Annotated in this window: 13 protein-coding genes and 1 other annotated feature; of the genes, 11 read left to right on the forward strand and 2 right to left on the reverse strand. The window is 57.4% G+C overall.

Annotation, left to right across the window (positions count from 1 at the left end; translation table 11 throughout):
* The first annotated feature begins 104 nt into the window (after window positions 1–104).
* Together acrR and mscK are read left to right on the forward strand one after the other, a co-directional pair.
* On the forward strand, window positions 105–758 hold the full coding sequence (gene acrR, locus ACMGG5_RS10950; RefSeq protein ID WP_024906848.1) for a multidrug efflux transporter transcriptional repressor AcrR: 654 nt from the start codon (window positions 105–107) through the stop codon (window positions 756–758).
* Between the two features lie 113 nt (window positions 759–871).
* The gene (mscK, locus tag ACMGG5_RS10955) at window positions 872–4,219 is read left to right on the forward strand and encodes a mechanosensitive channel MscK (RefSeq protein WP_061715857.1); all 3,348 of its coding nucleotides are present in this window, start codon (window positions 872–874) and stop codon (window positions 4,217–4,219) included.
* Between the two features lies 1 nt (window position 4,220).
* Here mscK and rsmS read toward each other — a convergent pair whose 3' ends face one another.
* Entirely contained in the window at window positions 4,221–4,397 is a 177-nt protein-coding gene (rsmS, locus tag ACMGG5_RS10960; protein WP_048991481.1) for a pleiotropic regulatory protein RsmS, read from the reverse strand.
* A gap of 14 nt (window positions 4,398–4,411) precedes the next feature.
* On the reverse strand, window positions 4,412–4,939 hold the full coding sequence (priC, locus tag ACMGG5_RS10965) for a primosomal replication protein N'' (protein ID WP_061715855.1): 528 nt from the start codon (window positions 4,937–4,939) through the stop codon (window positions 4,412–4,414).
* Between the two features lie 50 nt (window positions 4,940–4,989).
* Here priC and ACMGG5_RS10970 point away from each other — a divergent pair, with 50 nt between their 5' ends.
* The 9 genes from ACMGG5_RS10970 to ACMGG5_RS11010 all read left to right on the forward strand — a co-directional run bounded on the left by ACMGG5_RS10970 (window position 4,990) and on the right by ACMGG5_RS11010 (window position 14,358).
* Window positions 4,990–5,367: a DUF454 family protein gene (locus tag ACMGG5_RS10970; RefSeq protein WP_090417986.1), complete on the forward strand. Its 378-nt coding sequence runs from the start codon at window positions 4,990–4,992 to the stop codon at window positions 5,365–5,367.
* Window positions 5,368–5,518: 151 nt separating this feature from the next.
* The gene (gene apt / locus ACMGG5_RS10975; protein ID WP_006176947.1) at window positions 5,519–6,070 is read left to right on the forward strand and encodes an adenine phosphoribosyltransferase; all 552 of its coding nucleotides are present in this window, start codon (window positions 5,519–5,521) and stop codon (window positions 6,068–6,070) included.
* Window positions 6,071–6,158: 88 nt separating this feature from the next.
* The gene (gene dnaX, locus ACMGG5_RS10980) at window positions 6,159–8,087 is read left to right on the forward strand and encodes a DNA polymerase III subunit gamma/tau (RefSeq protein ID WP_208763569.1); all 1,929 of its coding nucleotides are present in this window, start codon (window positions 6,159–6,161) and stop codon (window positions 8,085–8,087) included.
* Window positions 7,417–7,481 (forward strand) — a sequence feature (DnaX frameshifting element). (Overlaps the previous gene by 65 nt.)
* 53 nt (window positions 8,088–8,140) lie before the next feature.
* Window positions 8,141–8,473, forward strand: coding sequence for a YbaB/EbfC family nucleoid-associated protein (locus ACMGG5_RS10985; protein WP_003858972.1), 333 nt, complete (start codon window positions 8,141–8,143; stop codon window positions 8,471–8,473).
* On the forward strand, window positions 8,473–9,078 hold the full coding sequence (recR, locus tag ACMGG5_RS10990; protein WP_008499298.1) for a recombination mediator RecR: 606 nt from the start codon (window positions 8,473–8,475) through the stop codon (window positions 9,076–9,078). The genes ACMGG5_RS10985 and recR overlap by 1 nt, the downstream gene beginning before the upstream one ends.
* A gap of 110 nt (window positions 9,079–9,188) precedes the next feature.
* Window positions 9,189–11,063: a molecular chaperone HtpG gene (gene htpG, locus ACMGG5_RS10995; protein WP_024906853.1), complete on the forward strand. Its 1,875-nt coding sequence runs from the start codon at window positions 9,189–9,191 to the stop codon at window positions 11,061–11,063.
* Between the two features lie 195 nt (window positions 11,064–11,258).
* Window positions 11,259–11,903, forward strand: a complete 645-nt coding sequence (adk, locus tag ACMGG5_RS11000) for an adenylate kinase (protein WP_006809841.1) — start codon at window positions 11,259–11,261, stop codon at window positions 11,901–11,903.
* A 125-nt stretch (window positions 11,904–12,028) separates the two neighbouring features.
* Window positions 12,029–12,991, forward strand: a complete 963-nt coding sequence (hemH, locus tag ACMGG5_RS11005; RefSeq protein ID WP_248272959.1) for a ferrochelatase — start codon at window positions 12,029–12,031, stop codon at window positions 12,989–12,991.
* Window positions 12,992–13,053: 62 nt separating this feature from the next.
* The gene (locus tag ACMGG5_RS11010; RefSeq protein WP_061715853.1) at window positions 13,054–14,358 is read left to right on the forward strand and encodes an inosine/guanosine kinase; all 1,305 of its coding nucleotides are present in this window, start codon (window positions 13,054–13,056) and stop codon (window positions 14,356–14,358) included.
* Window positions 14,359–14,373 lie beyond the last annotated feature (15 nt).

Below are 14,373 nucleotides of genomic sequence, written 5' to 3' on the forward strand. Positions count from 1 at the left end.
GGGTCCTGAGTCTAAAACCCGTTGCTGCGTTTATATTATCGTCATGCTATGGTACATACATTCACAAATGTATGTAAATCTGACTCCTGTAAATTCACCCACCTATGGCACGAAAAACTAAACAACAAGCGCTGGAAACCCGACAACACATTCTGGATGTGGCAATACGTTTGTTCTCTCAGCAGGGTGTTTCGTCAACCTCGCTGGCACAAATTGCTCAGGCTGCCGGTGTGACGCGGGGAGCGATTTACTGGCATTTTAAAGATAAGTCAGATCTGTTCGGTGAAATCTGGGAGCTTTCAGAGTCCAGCATTAGCGATCTCGAGAGTGAGTATCGGGCAAAATTCCCTGATGATCCACTCTCAGTAATGAGAGAAATATTAGTATATATCCTTGAAGCGACGGTAGTTGAAGAACGTCGCAGATTAATGATGGAAATAATTTATCATAAATGCGAGTTCGTGGGCGAAATGGCGGTGGTGCAACAGGCGCAACGCAGCCTCAGCCTCGAAAGCTATGACCGTATCGAACTGAACCTCAACCTGTGTATGCAGGCAAAGCTGTTACCGGCCAATCTCTTGACCCGCCGGGCGGCTATCCTGATGCGCGGCTACATTTCAGGTCTGATGGAAAACTGGCTGTTTGCCCCGCAATCCTTTGACCTCAAAGAGGAAGCCCGCAGCTACGTGGCGATTTTACTGGAAATGCTACAGCTCTGCCCGTCGCTGCGCAGCGACGCGCCGTCGCTAACTGCCTGAGTCATTTCCAGGATTTATCTCAGAGGCTCACGTTCGCGCTATTCTGCTTCCGGCGAGCGTGATATTCTTCACGCCGGACTATTTTCGGTCATCTTCTGACATCATTCACAACTATGCTGCCCATCAATCGCTCGCAACATCCTGTTTTTGCATTGCTCTTTGCGATGCTGTTTTTCTTTGCCACGGCGCCGCTGACCTGGGCCCGCGCCGATAACAGCAATGATATTCCCTCGCGTGGCGATGTTCAGTCGCAGCTCGACGCGCTGAACAAACAAAAAGAGCTCTCTCCTCAGGATAAGCTTATCCAGCAGGATCTGACGGAAACGCTGGAAACGCTGGATAAAATTGAACGCGTCAAAGCCGATACCGCCCAGCTTCGTCAGAAGGTGGCGCAGGCTCCTGAAAACATGCGCAAAGCGACGGAATCACTGAACGCCCTGAGCGACGTCGATAACGATACCGAAACGCGCAAGACGCTCTCGACGCTCTCTTTACGTCAGCTGGAGTCGCGCGTCGCGCAACTGCTCGACGACCTGCAAACAGCGCAGTCCGACCTCGCGACCTATAACAGCCAGCTTGTCTCCCTGCAAACCCAGCCGGAACGCGTGCAAAACTTGATGTACTCCGCGTCTCAGCAGCTGCAGCAGATCCGCAACCGTCTGAACGGCACGACGGTGGGAGAGGGAACGCTGCGCCCGACCCAGCAAACCCTGCTGCTGGTTCAGCAGACGTTGCTCAATGCACAAATCGAACAGCAGCGTAAAAGCCTGGAAGGGAATACGGTGCTGCAGGACACCCTGCAAAAACAGCGCGATTACGTCACCGCCAACATTAATCGTCTGGAACACCAGCTTCAGCTGTTGCAGGAGGCGGTAAACAGCAAGCGCCTGACCCTGACGGAAAAAACCGCCCAGGAGGCCGTATCACCTGATGAGACCGCCCGCATTCAGGCGAATCCGCTGGTGAAACAGGAGCTCGACGCCAACCACCAGCTTAGCCAGCGCCTGATACAGGCGACGGAAAAGGGTAACTCGCTGGTTCAGCAAAATATCAAAGTGAAGAACTGGCTGGATCGCGCCCTGCAGGCTGAGCGCAACATCAAAGAGCAGATCGCGGTCCTGAAGGGCAGCCTCCTGCTGTCGCGTATTCTCTACCAGCAGCAGCAGACGCTTCCGTCCGCTGATGAGCTGGAAGACATGACCAACCGCATCGCGGATTTGCGTCTGGAACAGTTTGACGTCAACCAGCAGCGCGATGCCCTTTTCCAGAGCGATACCTTTGTCGCCAAAATTGAAGAGGGGCATTCCAGCGACGTGAACCCGGAAGTGCACGACGCGCTGCTCCAGGTCGTCGATATGCGTCGCGAGCTGCTGGATCAGCTCAACAAACAGCTGGGTAACCAGCTGATGATGGCCATTAACCTGCAAATCAACCAGCAGCAGCTGGTGAGCGTCTCGAAAAGTCTGCAGGAGATCCTGACCCAGCAGATTTTCTGGGTAAACAGCAACAAACCGATGGACTGGGACTGGATTAAATCCTTCCCTGAGACGCTTAAAACGCAGATCAAGAGCATGAAGATCACCGTAAACTGGGAGAAAGCCTGGCCTGCGGTGACGATTGCCTTGCTGGCGGGATTACCGCTGCTGCTGATTGCTGGCCTGATCCGCTGGCGTCTGGCCTGGCTGAAAAAATACCAGGCGAAGCTGGCCTCCGAAGTGGGGCAACTGCGTAACGATAGCCAGCTTCATACGCCAAAAGCGATTCTGATCGATCTCATTCGCGCCCTGCCGGTGTGCCTGATTATTCTGGCTGTGGGCCTGATTCTGCTCACCATGCAGCTCAACGTCAGCGATCTGCTGTGGGCGTTCAGTAAAAAACTGGCGCTGTTCTGGCTGGTGTTTGGCGTGTGCTGGAAGGTGCTGGAAAAAGACGGCGTGGCGGTGCGTCATTTCAACATGCCTGCGCAGCTGACCAGCCACTGGCGTCGCCAGATTGTGCGCATCAGCCTGGCGCTCCTGCCGCTGCACTTCTGGTCGGTTGTTTCTGAGCTTTCCCCGCTGCATCTGATGGATGATGTGCTGGGGCAACTGGTCATCCTGCTGAACCTGCTGCTGATTGCGATCCTGATGTGGCCGATGTGCCGCGACAGCTGGCGTGATAAAGAGTCCCACAATATCCGTCTGGCCACCGTGACCGTGCTGGCGATCATTCCGCTGGCGCTGATGGTGCTGACGGCAACGGGCTACTTCTATACCACGCTGCGCCTGTCCGGGCGCTGGATTGAAACGGTCTATCTGGTGATCGTCTGGAACCTGCTCTATCAGACCGTACTGCGCGGCCTGAGCGTGGCGGCCCGCCGCATCGCCTATCGCCGTGCCATTGCGCGTCGTCAGCATCAGGTGAAAGAGGGGGCCGAAGGCGCGGAGCCGCAGGAAGAGCCAACCATCGCGCTGGAGCAGGTTAACCAGCAGACGCTGCGTATCACCATGCTGGTGATGATCGCCCTGTTTGCGGTGATGTTCTGGGCTATCTGGTCCGATCTTATTACCGTTTTCGCCTATCTCGACAGTATTACCCTCTGGCAATACAACGGTACCGAAGCGGGCGCGGCGGTCATGAAAAGCGTGACCATGGGCAGCCTGCTGTTTGCGCTGGTGTCGTCGGTGGTGGCCTGGGCGCTGATCCGCAACCTGCCAGGCCTGCTCGAAGTGCTGCTCCTGTCACGTCTGAATCTTCGCCAGGGGGCGTCCTACGCCATTACGACGATCCTCAACTACGTGATCATTATTGTTGGGGCGATGACGGTCTTTGGTTCGCTTGGCGTCTCGTGGGATAAACTGCAGTGGCTGGCGGCCGCCCTCTCGGTCGGTCTTGGTTTTGGCCTGCAGGAGATCTTCGGTAACTTTGTCTCCGGCCTGATCATCCTGTTCGAACGTCCGGTACGTATCGGCGATACCGTTACCATCGGTACCTTCTCCGGTACGGTCAGCAAGATCCGTATTCGTGCCACCACCATCACCGACTTCGATCGCAAAGAGGTGATCATCCCGAACAAAGCGTTCGTGACCGAGCGTCTGATCAACTGGTCGCTCTCGGATACGGTGACGCGCGTGGTGATCCGCCTGGGCGTGGCGTATGGATCGGATCTGGATAAGGTGAAAGAGGTGCTGCTGAAGGCGGCGTCTGAGCATCCGAAAGTGATGCACGATCCGGCTCCGGCGGTCTTCTTCACCACCTTTGGGCCGAGTACGCTGGATCACGAGCTGCGTTTATACGTGCGTGAACTGCGTGACCGCAGCTACACGGTGGATGAACTTAACCGTTCTATCGATCGTCTGTGTCGCGAAAACGATATTAATATCGCCTTCAACCAGCTTGAGGTTCACCTGCGTAACGAGAAAGGTGATGAGCATACGGAAGTGAAGCGCGACATTAAGGGCGACGACCCGACTCCGGCTTAATCTATTTTCCCTCTCCCTGTGGGAGAGGGTTAGAGTGGGGGGGAAGTTTCCCCTCAAAATCCCGCCGTACAATCTCCAGTGCCTTAAGCACCGTTTCGGCGGGGATCTCATGATTCTCCAGCAGCATAATCAAATCGACGGCCAGCTTGACCTCATCGGGTGCATTTTCCAGTGACATGGGTGTGGCTCCTGTTAACGGGTCAAACGTTCAATGACGCGCTCAATGTCATCCAGTGCCTGACGGCAGCGGACGATGCGTCCTTCCAGCGCGCTAATCTCGCGCATCAATAGCTGCTGCTCTTCCAGCGTTTCGCTGTTGTTCAGACGCACCTCGCGTTCGCGCTTCATCTCAAACAGTCGGCGTTCAAACTCCTGGTTCTCCAGCCGCTTGCGCTGCCATTTACCGAGCCCCGGGGAGGCGCTGTCCCAGGCGCGCAGCGGCCAGGCGGCGATTTCGCGATGCAGCGCGGTGATCTGCTCGGTGAGATGCGCCGCAAGCCACGCCACCTGTTCCTGCTGTTCACTCTCAACCGCATGGCGAAGCTCGTCGAGATTCGTCTGCGCTTCCGCCAGGTAATCCTGAATAACGGTGCTGCGGGTACGAAAAAGCTGTCGGTCAAAGCGCGGCTTCAGCGTGGCGTGCCCCATTAGCGGTGTAGCCTGCTCCCGCAGAGCAATCAGCTGATTTTGCAGCCTCTCAAGAAGCAGTGCTGTTTTCAAGGCGCTCTCCAGTGGTAAAGTAGCCGTTCAGTTTGATAACGATTCGCATTATGAAGCGTACTATTTTAATCATCATTGGCTGGCTCGCGGTAGTGCTTGGCACGCTGGGTGTGTTTTTACCCTTACTGCCGACCACGCCATTTATCCTGCTGGCGGCCTGGTGCTTCGCCCGCTCGTCGCCGCGTTTTCACCACTGGCTGCTCTACCGCTCATGGTTTGGCGGCTATCTGCGGCACTGGCAAAAACACCGGGCCATGCCGCCCGGCGCGAAGCCGCGCGCGATCGCAGTGATCCTCATCACCTTCGCTATTTCATTATGGCTGGTGAAAATGATGTGGGTACGTATTCTGCTGCTGGCGATCCTGACCAGCCTGCTTTTCTTTATGTGGCGGATCCCCGTGGTTGATGAAAAGCAACAAAAGCACTGAAGCCTCATCATGGCTGTTGCAATTATCACGCGCAGCCAGTAAATTCGACCGTTTTCGAGCACAGGTGCGCCTGGTCAAAGGTTAAACAATTGTTGCCTTGGCCGACTCGTTGCGCGCTGTGAGTAACACTGTTTTATTTAGGCACAAACCGATGACCGCAACTGCACAGCAGCTTGAATATCTGAAAAACAGCATCAAAAGCATCCAGGACTACCCAAAGCCTGGCATTCTTTTCCGTGATGTCACCAGCTTGCTGGAAGACCCGAAAGCGTACGCGCTCAGCATTGAACTGCTGGTCGAGCGTTATAAAAACGCCGGGATCACCAAAGTAGTAGGTACCGAAGCCCGTGGTTTCCTGTTTGGCGCACCGGTTGCGCTGGCAATGGGCGTGGGTTTTGTGCCGGTGCGTAAGCCGCGCAAGCTGCCGCGTGAAACCATCGCAGAAAGCTACGAGCTGGAGTACGGCACCGATCAGCTGGAGATCCACGTTGATGCGATCAAGCCTGGCGACAAAGTGCTGGTGGTCGACGATCTGCTGGCAACCGGCGGCACCATTGAAGCGACCGTGAAGCTGATCCGTCGTCTGGGTGGGGAAGTGACCGACGCGGCCTTCATCATCAACCTGTTCGATCTCGGCGGTGAACAGCGCCTGGAAAAACAGGGTATTACCAGCTACTGTCTGGTGCCTTTCCCGGGTCATTAATCCCGGTTTTCACAACCTCGCTCAATGGGTGAGGTTGTGATAGCATTCCCCTCCATAAATTCACCTTCCAGCGTTGCAGAGCCTGCCCATGAGTTATCAGGTGTTAGCCCGTAAATGGCGACCACAAACCTTTGCTGACGTTGTTGGTCAGGAACATGTGCTGACGGCCCTGGCGAACGGCTTGTCGCTAGGTCGCATCCATCACGCCTATCTTTTTTCCGGCACCCGCGGCGTCGGTAAGACCTCTATTGCCCGTTTGCTGGCAAAAGGTCTCAACTGCGAAACCGGGATCACCGCCACGCCGTGCGGCGTGTGTGATAACTGTCGGGAGATCGAGCAGGGGCGTTTTGTCGATCTGATCGAGATCGACGCCGCCTCGCGCACCAAAGTGGAAGATACCCGCGATCTGCTCGATAACGTGCAGTACGCCCCGGCACGCGGCCGCTTCAAGGTCTACCTGATCGATGAAGTGCACATGCTGTCGCGCCACAGCTTTAACGCACTGCTGAAAACGCTGGAAGAGCCGCCCGCGCACGTGAAGTTCCTGCTGGCGACCACCGATCCGCAAAAGCTGCCGGTCACGATCCTGTCGCGCTGCCTGCAGTTCCATCTGAAGGCGCTGGACGTTGAGCAGATCCGCGCGCAGCTTGAGCATATTCTTGATGAAGAGAAAATTGTCCACGAACCGCGCGCCCTGCAGCTGCTGGCCCGCGCGGCGGACGGCAGCCTGCGTGATGCGCTCAGCCTGACCGACCAGGCGATTGCCAGCGGTGACGGCAAGCTCTCCACCGAGGCGGTCAGCACCATGCTCGGCACGCTGGATGACGATCAGGCGCTGTCGCTTATCGAAGCGATGATTGCTGCCAACGGCGAACGCGTGATGTCGCAGGTGAATGCCGCCGCTGCCCGGGGTATTGAGTGGGAAGGGCTGCTGGTTGAGATGCTCAGCCTGCTGCACCGCGTGGCGATGCTGCAGCTTTCTCCCTCCGCCATTGGTGCGGATATGGCGACCATTGAACAGCGGATGCGTGAACTTGCCCGCACCGTGCCGCCTGCCGACGTGCAGCTGTACTACCAGACGCTGCTGATTGGCCGCAAAGAGTTACCGTTCGCGCCGGATCCGCGTATGGGCGTTGAAATGACGCTGCTGCGCGCGCTGGCGTTCCACCCGCGCATGCCATTGTCGGAGCCGGAAGTGCCGCGGCAGTCTTTCGCGCCGGTCGCCCCTACGGCTGTGATGTCGCCGCAGCAGGTACCACAGCAGCCGACGCCGCCACCGCAGCAAAACGTGCCGCTGTCGGATGCCACCAGTTCGGTGCTTGCCGCACGCAGCCAGCTGCAGCGTGCCCAGGGAGTAACCAAACCAAAAAAGAGTGAACCGGCAGCGCCAGGAAGAGCGCGGCCGGTTAACAACGCCGCGCTTGAACGACTGGCCTCGGTAACGGAGCGCGTACAGTCGCGTCCGGCACCGTCCGCGCTCGAGCAGAAAGCCCCGGTGAAAGAAGAGGCTTACCGCTGGAAGGCAACCACCATCACCGAAGAGGTGAAGGAAGAGGTCGCCACGCCGAAAGCGCTGAAAAAGGCGCTGGAGCATGAGAAAACGCCGGAGCTTTCCGCGAAGCTTGCCGAAGAGTCCATTGCGCGCGACGCCTGGGCCGCTGAGGTCAGCAAACTCCAGTTGCCGAAGCTGGTGGAGCAGGTCGCGCTGAACGCCTGGAAAGAGCAGGACGGCAATCAGGTGCGTCTGCACCTGCGTCCGGGCCAGCGACACCTCAATTCTCCTGGCGCGCAAAAGGCGCTGGCCGAGGCGCTCGCCACATTACAGGGCGCGCCGGTTGAATTGACTATCATTGAAGATGATAATCCGGCAGTGAAAACGCCGCTCGAGTGGCGCCAGGCCATTTATGAAGAAAAGCTCGCGCAGGCGCGCGAGGCGATTATTGCGGATAACAACATTCAGACCCTGCGCCGGTTCTTCGACGCCGATCTGGATGAAGAGAGTATTCGCCCCATTTGATCGTGAGTCTGACTTACGGTTGTAATCCTTAAACGTGAAAAAGAGAGAAGCCTATGTTTGGTGGAAAAGGCGGTCTGGGTGGCCTGATGAAGCAGGCTCAGCAGATGCAGGAAAAAATGCAGAAGATGCAGGAAGAGATCGCTCAGCTGGAAGTCACGGGTGAGTCCGGTGCCGGTCTGGTCAAAGTGACCATCAACGGTGCGCACAACTGCCGTCGCGTGGAAATCGACCCAAGCCTGCTCGAAGACGACAAAGAGATGCTGGAAGATCTGGTTGCAGCCGCGTTTAACGATGCCGCTCGCCGTATCGACGAAACTCAGAAAGAGAAAATGGCTTCTGTTTCCAGCGGTATGCAGCTGCCGCCTGGCTTCAAGATGCCATTCTGATGCAAACCAGTCCGCTGCTCACGCAGTTAATGGAAGCACTGCGCTGCCTGCCGGGCGTTGGCCCGAAGTCGGCGCAGCGCATGGCGTTTACGCTATTGCAGCGCGACCGCAGCGGCGGGATGCGCCTGGCGCAGGCTCTGACCCGCGCCATGTCAGAAATTGGTCACTGTGCGGACTGCCGTACCTTTACCGAGCAGGACGTGTGTAACATCTGTACGAACCCGCGTCGTCAGGAAAACGGTCAGATTTGCGTGGTGGAGAGTCCGGCGGACATCTACGCCATCGAACAAACCGGGCAGTTTTCCGGCCGCTACTTCGTGCTGATGGGGCATCTCTCCCCGCTGGACGGTATTGGTCCGGATGATATCGGTCTTGACCGCCTTGAACAGCGTCTTGAGTCCGAAACCATCAAAGAGGTGATCCTCGCCACCAACCCGACGGTGGAAGGGGAGGCAACCGCCAACTACATCGCCGAGCTGTGCTCGCAGTACGGCGTTGACGCCAGCCGCATCGCCCATGGCGTGCCGGTGGGCGGCGAGCTGGAGATGGTGGACGGTACCACGCTGTCGCACTCTCTGGCCGGGCGTCACAAGATTATTTTCTGACCAAACGGAGGCTGCGCGCGCGGCCTCCGCTTGAAAATTTCCCCCCTTATCCCCATCTCTCACTCAACGTTTTAAAACCCCATTAAATGGCATTGTTGAGGTCGACATAGATGAAAGGACAAGAAACCCGTGGTTTCCAGTCAGAAGTAAAACAGCTTCTGCACCTGATGATCCATTCCCTGTATTCCAACAAAGAAATTTTCCTGCGTGAGCTGATTTCCAACGCATCCGATGCGGCGGACAAGCTGCGCTTCCGCGCGCTGTCTAACCCGGATCTGTACGAAGGCGACGGCGAGCTGCGCGTGCGCGTCTCGTTCAATAAGGAGAACCGCACCCTGACCATCGCCGATAACGGCATCGGGATGAACCGCGACGAAGTGATCGACCACCTCGGCACCATCGCCAAATCCGGCACCAAAGCGTTCCTCGAGTCCATGGGCTCGGACCAGGCGAAAGACAGCCAGCTCATCGGCCAGTTCGGCGTCGGTTTCTACTCGGCGTTCATCGTGGCGGACAAAGTCACCGTCCGTACCCGTGCGGCGGGCGACAGCGCTGAAAACGGCGTGCTGTGGGAGTCCAAAGGGGAAGGCGAATATACCGTTGATGACATCACCAAAGCGGATCGCGGTACCGAAATCACCCTGCACCTGCGCGAAGGCGAAGACGATTTCCTGAACGACTGGCGCGTGCGCTCCATCATCAGCAAATATTCCGACCACATTGCCCTGCCGGTCGAGATTGAAAAACAGGAAGAGAAAGACGGTGAAACCGTGGTTTCCTGGGAGAAGATCAACAAGGCGCAGGCGCTGTGGACGCGCAACAAGTCTGAAATTAAAGACGACGAGTACAACGAATTCTACAAGCACATCGCCCACGATTTTACCGACCCGCTGACCTGGAGCCACAACCGTGTGGAAGGTAAGCAGGAGTACACCAGCCTGCTGTACATCCCGGCACAGGCGCCGTGGGACATGTGGAACCGCGATCACAAGCACGGTCTGAAGCTGTACGTGCAGCGCGTCTTTATCATGGACGACGCCGAGCAGTTCATGCCGAACTACCTGCGCTTTGTGCGCGGCCTGATCGATTCTAACGATCTGCCGCTGAACGTCTCCCGTGAAATTCTGCAGGACAGCACCGTCACCCGTAACTTGCGCAACGCCCTGACCAAACGTGCGCTGCAGATGCTGGAAAAACTGGCGAAAGACGATGCGGAAAAATATCAGACCTTCTGGAAACAGTTTGGCCTGGTGCTGAAAGAAGGCCCGGCAGAAGACACCGCGAACGTTGAAACCATCGCCAAACTGCTGCGCTTCGCCTCAACGCATACCGACTCCTCCGCGCAGACCGTGTCGCTGGAAGAGTACGTCTCCCGCATGAAAGAAGGGCAGGAGAAGATCTACTACATCACCGCCGACAGCTACGCAGCGGCGAAGAGCAGCCCGCACCTGGAGCTGTTGCGCAAGAAAGGCATCGAAGTGCTGCTGCTTTCTGATCGCATCGACGAGTGGATGATGAACTACCTGACCGAGTTCGACGGTAAATCCTTCCAGTCTGTAGCCAAAGCCGACGAGTCCATCGACAAGCTGGCGGATGAAGTGGACGAAAGCGCGAAAGAAGCCGAGAAGGCGCTGGAGCCGTTCGTTGAGCGCGTGAAAACCCTGCTGGGCGACCGCGTGAAAGAGGTGCGCTTCACGCACCGTCTGACCGACACCCCAGCCATCGTCACCACCGATGCCGACGAAATGGGCACTCAGATGGCGAAACTGTTTGCGGCGGCGGGCCAGGCGATGCCGGAAGTGAAATATATCTTTGAGCTTAATCCGGATCATCCGCTGGTGAAACGCGCGGCGGATACCCAGGACGACGCCCGCTTTGCCGAGTGGGTTGAACTGCTGCTGGATCAGTCCCTGCTGGCCGAGCGCGGCACGCTGGAAGATCCTAACCTGTTCATTAAACGTGTGAATGCGCTGTTGCTGGCGTAATTGACCACGCCTCCCCTGGTCTTCTCCCTCTCCCCGTGGGAGAGGGCCGGGGTGAGGGCACCAGACCGCACCCTCCCAAATAATCTCCCCCCGTTAACCGTTTCAGCCTTCCTGCCTTCCTTGAGCGATGCCCGTTCTGGTGGTATTGTTTAGCGCTTTTGAAAAATTGAAACGACTTTTGAGGGGATTTTCGCAATGCGTATTATTCTGCTTGGCGCTCCGGGCGCGGGTAAAGGAACTCAGGCTCAGTTCATCATGGAGAAATACGGTATTCCGCAAATCTCCACCGGTGATATGCTGCGCGCCGCTGTTAAATCTGGCTCCGAGCTGGGTAAACAGGCGAAAGACATCATGGACGCAGGCAAGCTGGTGACCGACGAGCTGGTGATTGCTCTGGTCAAAGAGCGCATTGCTCAGGAAGACTGCCGTAACGGTTTCCTGCTGGACGGCTTCCCACGCACCATTCCTCAGGCTGACGCCATGAAAGAAGCGGGCATCAACGTGGACTACGTTCTGGAGTTCGACGTACCGGACGAGCTGATCGTTGACCGTATCGTTGGTCGTCGCGTACACGCTGCTTCTGGCCGCGTTTACCACATCAAATTCAACCCGCCTAAGGTTGAAGGCAAAGACGACGTGACCGGCGAAGAGCTGACCACCCGTAAAGACGATCAGGAAGAGACCGTGCGCAAGCGCCTGGTGGAATACCATCAGATGACCGCGCCGCTGATCGGCTACTACACCAAAGAAGCGCAGGCGGGTAACACCAAATACGCTAAAGTTGACGGCACCAAAGCCGTGGCTGACGTACGTGCAGAGCTGGAAAAAATCCTCGGCTAATCGCATTTCTCTCACCCGGGCCCTCCGGGTGAGAAATATTCTCATCTTACCTATTACAGCAATGGGTTTCGTTTAAACGCATTTCCGCTACAATTGACAACCTATCAAATGGTTAAGAGGCGTGAATGAGTCAGGCGAAAACCGGCATCCTGCTTGCCAATCTGGGCACCCCAGAAGCACCTACATCAGACGCGGTAAAACGCTACCTGCGACAGTTTTTAAGCGACACGCGCGTCGTGGATTTCCCGAGACTGCTGTGGTGGCCGCTGCTGCGTGGCGTCATTCTGCCGATTCGTTCTCCGCGCGTCGCCAAACTCTATCAGTCCGTGTGGATGAAAGAGGGCTCGCCGCTAATGGTTTACAGCCGTCGTCAGGAAAAAGCGCTGGCCGCCCGCCTGCCGGATATGCCCGTCGCGCTCGGCATGAGCTACGGCAAACCCTCCCTGGAAAGCGCGGTAGAATCCCTGCTGGCGCAGGGCGTGGACCATATCGTCGTGCTGGCGCTCTACCCGCAGTACTCCTGCTCGACGGTGGCCGCCGTCTGGGACGAGCTGGCCCGCATTCTGGCGACCCGCCGCCGCATTCCGGGCGTGACCTTTATTCGCGACTACGCGGATAACGATCTCTACATCAAGGCGCTTGCCAACAGCGCGCGCGCGTCGTTTGAAAAGCACGGCGAGCCGGATCTGCTGCTGCTTTCCTATCACGGGATCCCTCAGCGTTTCGCTAACGAAGGGGATGATTACCCCCAGCGCTGCCGCGATACCACGCGCGAGCTGGTCTCCGCCCTTGGCCTGCCGCCGGAGAAGGTGATGATGACCTTCCAGTCGCGCTTCGGCCGCGAGCCGTGGTTGACGCCGTACACCGATGAAACCCTCAAAATGCTCGGCGAGAAGGGCGTGAAGCATATTCAGGTGATGTCGCCGGGCTTCTCGGCAGACTGTCTGGAAACGCTGGAGGAGATCGCGGTGCAAAATCGGGAATTTTTCCTGGAGGCTGGCGGCGAAAAGTACGAGTACATTCCGGCGCTTAACGACTCGCCTGAGCATATCGACATGATGGTCTCGCTGGTGACGAACAGCCGCTGATCGCACTCCGGGCCGGGTTTGTGCTACCATTCCCGGCCCATATTCTTCGTACAGTTCAGACCATGAAATTTCCCGGTAAACGCAAATCCAAACACTACTTCCCCGTCGATGCCCGCGATCCGCTCCTGCAGCAAATCCAGCCAGAAAATGAAACCAGCGCGGCGTGGGTCGTCGGTATCGATCAGACGCTGGTGGACATTGAAGCCAAAGTGGATGATGCGTTTGTCGCCCGTTACGGTCTGAGCGCCGGACATTCGCTGGTGATTGAAGACGACGTTGCCGAAGCGCTGTACCAGGAGCTGGTGCGCGAAAACCTGATTACCCATCAGTTCGCCGGTGGCACCATCGGCAATACCATGCACAACTACTCCGTGCTGGCAGACGACCGCTCGGTGCTGCTCGGCGTGATGTGCAGCAATATCGAAATTGGTGGCTATGCCTACCGCTATCTCTGCAACACCTCCAGCCGTACCGATCTGAACTACCTGCAGGGCGTTGACGGGCCGATTGGCCGCTGCTTCACGCTGATCGGTGAGTCCGGCGAGCGTACCTTTGCCATCAGCCCCGGCCACATGAACAAGCTGCGCGCCGAGAGTATTCCGGAAGAGGTGATCGCGGGCGCCTCGGCGCTGGTGCTGACCTCCTACCTGGTGCGCTGCAAGCCGGGCGAGCCCATGCCCGACGCGACCATGAAGGCGATTGAGTACGCGAAGAAATACAACGTGCCCGTCGTTCTGACGCTGGGCACGAAATTCGTTATCGCCGATAACCCGGAGTGGTGGCAGGCCTTCCTGAAAGAGCACGTCTCGATTCTGGCGATGAACGAAGAGGAGGCCGAAGCGCTGACCGGTGAAAGCGATCCGCTGCTGGCATCTGATAAAGCGCTGGACTGGGTGGACCTGGTGCTCTGCACCGCGGGCCCGGTTGGGCTGTATATGGCCGGCTTCACGGAGGAAGAGAGCAAACGCAAGACCCAACACCCGCTGCTGCCCGGCGCGATTGCCGAGTTTAACCAGTACGAGTTCAGCCGCGGTATGCGCCATCAGGATTGCATCAACCCGCTGCGGATCTACTCTCACATCGCGCCATATATGGGTGGTCCGGAGAAGATCATGAACACCAACGGCGCGGGCGACGGCGCGCTGGCCGCGCTGCTGCATGACATCACCGCTAACGCCTACCACAAAACCAACGTGCCGAACTCCAGCAAGCACAAGTTCAACTGGCTGACCTATTCGTCGCTGGCGCAGGTGTGTAAGTACGCCAACCGCGTGAGCTATCAGGTACTGAACCAGCACTCACCCCGCTTAACGCGTGGCCTGCCGGAACGGGAAGACAGCCTCGAAGAGGCGTATTGGGATCGGTAAATGTAAAAAGGCAAC

It is taken from the genome of Enterobacter sp. BNK-34, from assembly GCF_048684445.1.
Classification (GTDB): domain Bacteria; phylum Pseudomonadota; class Gammaproteobacteria; order Enterobacterales; family Enterobacteriaceae; genus Enterobacter; species Enterobacter pseudoroggenkampii.

Coding starts and splice junctions, on each gene's coding strand:
- recR (WP_008499298.1), top strand. CDS start 8,473: ATGCAAACCAGTCCGCTGCTCACGCAGTTAATGGAAGCACTGCGCTGC.
- dnaX (WP_208763569.1), top strand. CDS start 6,159: ATGAGTTATCAGGTGTTAGCCCGTAAATGGCGACCACAAACCTTTGCT.
- apt (WP_006176947.1), top strand. CDS start 5,519: ATGACCGCAACTGCACAGCAGCTTGAATATCTGAAAAACAGCATCAAA.
- ACMGG5_RS10985 (WP_003858972.1), top strand. CDS start 8,141: ATGTTTGGTGGAAAAGGCGGTCTGGGTGGCCTGATGAAGCAGGCTCAG.
- adk (WP_006809841.1), top strand. CDS start 11,259: ATGCGTATTATTCTGCTTGGCGCTCCGGGCGCGGGTAAAGGAACTCAG.
- rsmS (WP_048991481.1), bottom strand. CDS start 4,397: ATGTCACTGGAAAATGCACCCGATGAGGTCAAGCTGGCCGTCGATTTG.
- ACMGG5_RS10970 (WP_090417986.1), top strand. CDS start 4,990: ATGAAGCGTACTATTTTAATCATCATTGGCTGGCTCGCGGTAGTGCTT.
- mscK (WP_061715857.1), top strand. CDS start 872: ATGCTGCCCATCAATCGCTCGCAACATCCTGTTTTTGCATTGCTCTTT.
- htpG (WP_024906853.1), top strand. CDS start 9,189: ATGAAAGGACAAGAAACCCGTGGTTTCCAGTCAGAAGTAAAACAGCTT.
- ACMGG5_RS11010 (WP_061715853.1), top strand. CDS start 13,054: ATGAAATTTCCCGGTAAACGCAAATCCAAACACTACTTCCCCGTCGAT.
- hemH (WP_248272959.1), top strand. CDS start 12,029: ATGAGTCAGGCGAAAACCGGCATCCTGCTTGCCAATCTGGGCACCCCA.
- acrR (WP_024906848.1), top strand. CDS start 105: ATGGCACGAAAAACTAAACAACAAGCGCTGGAAACCCGACAACACATT.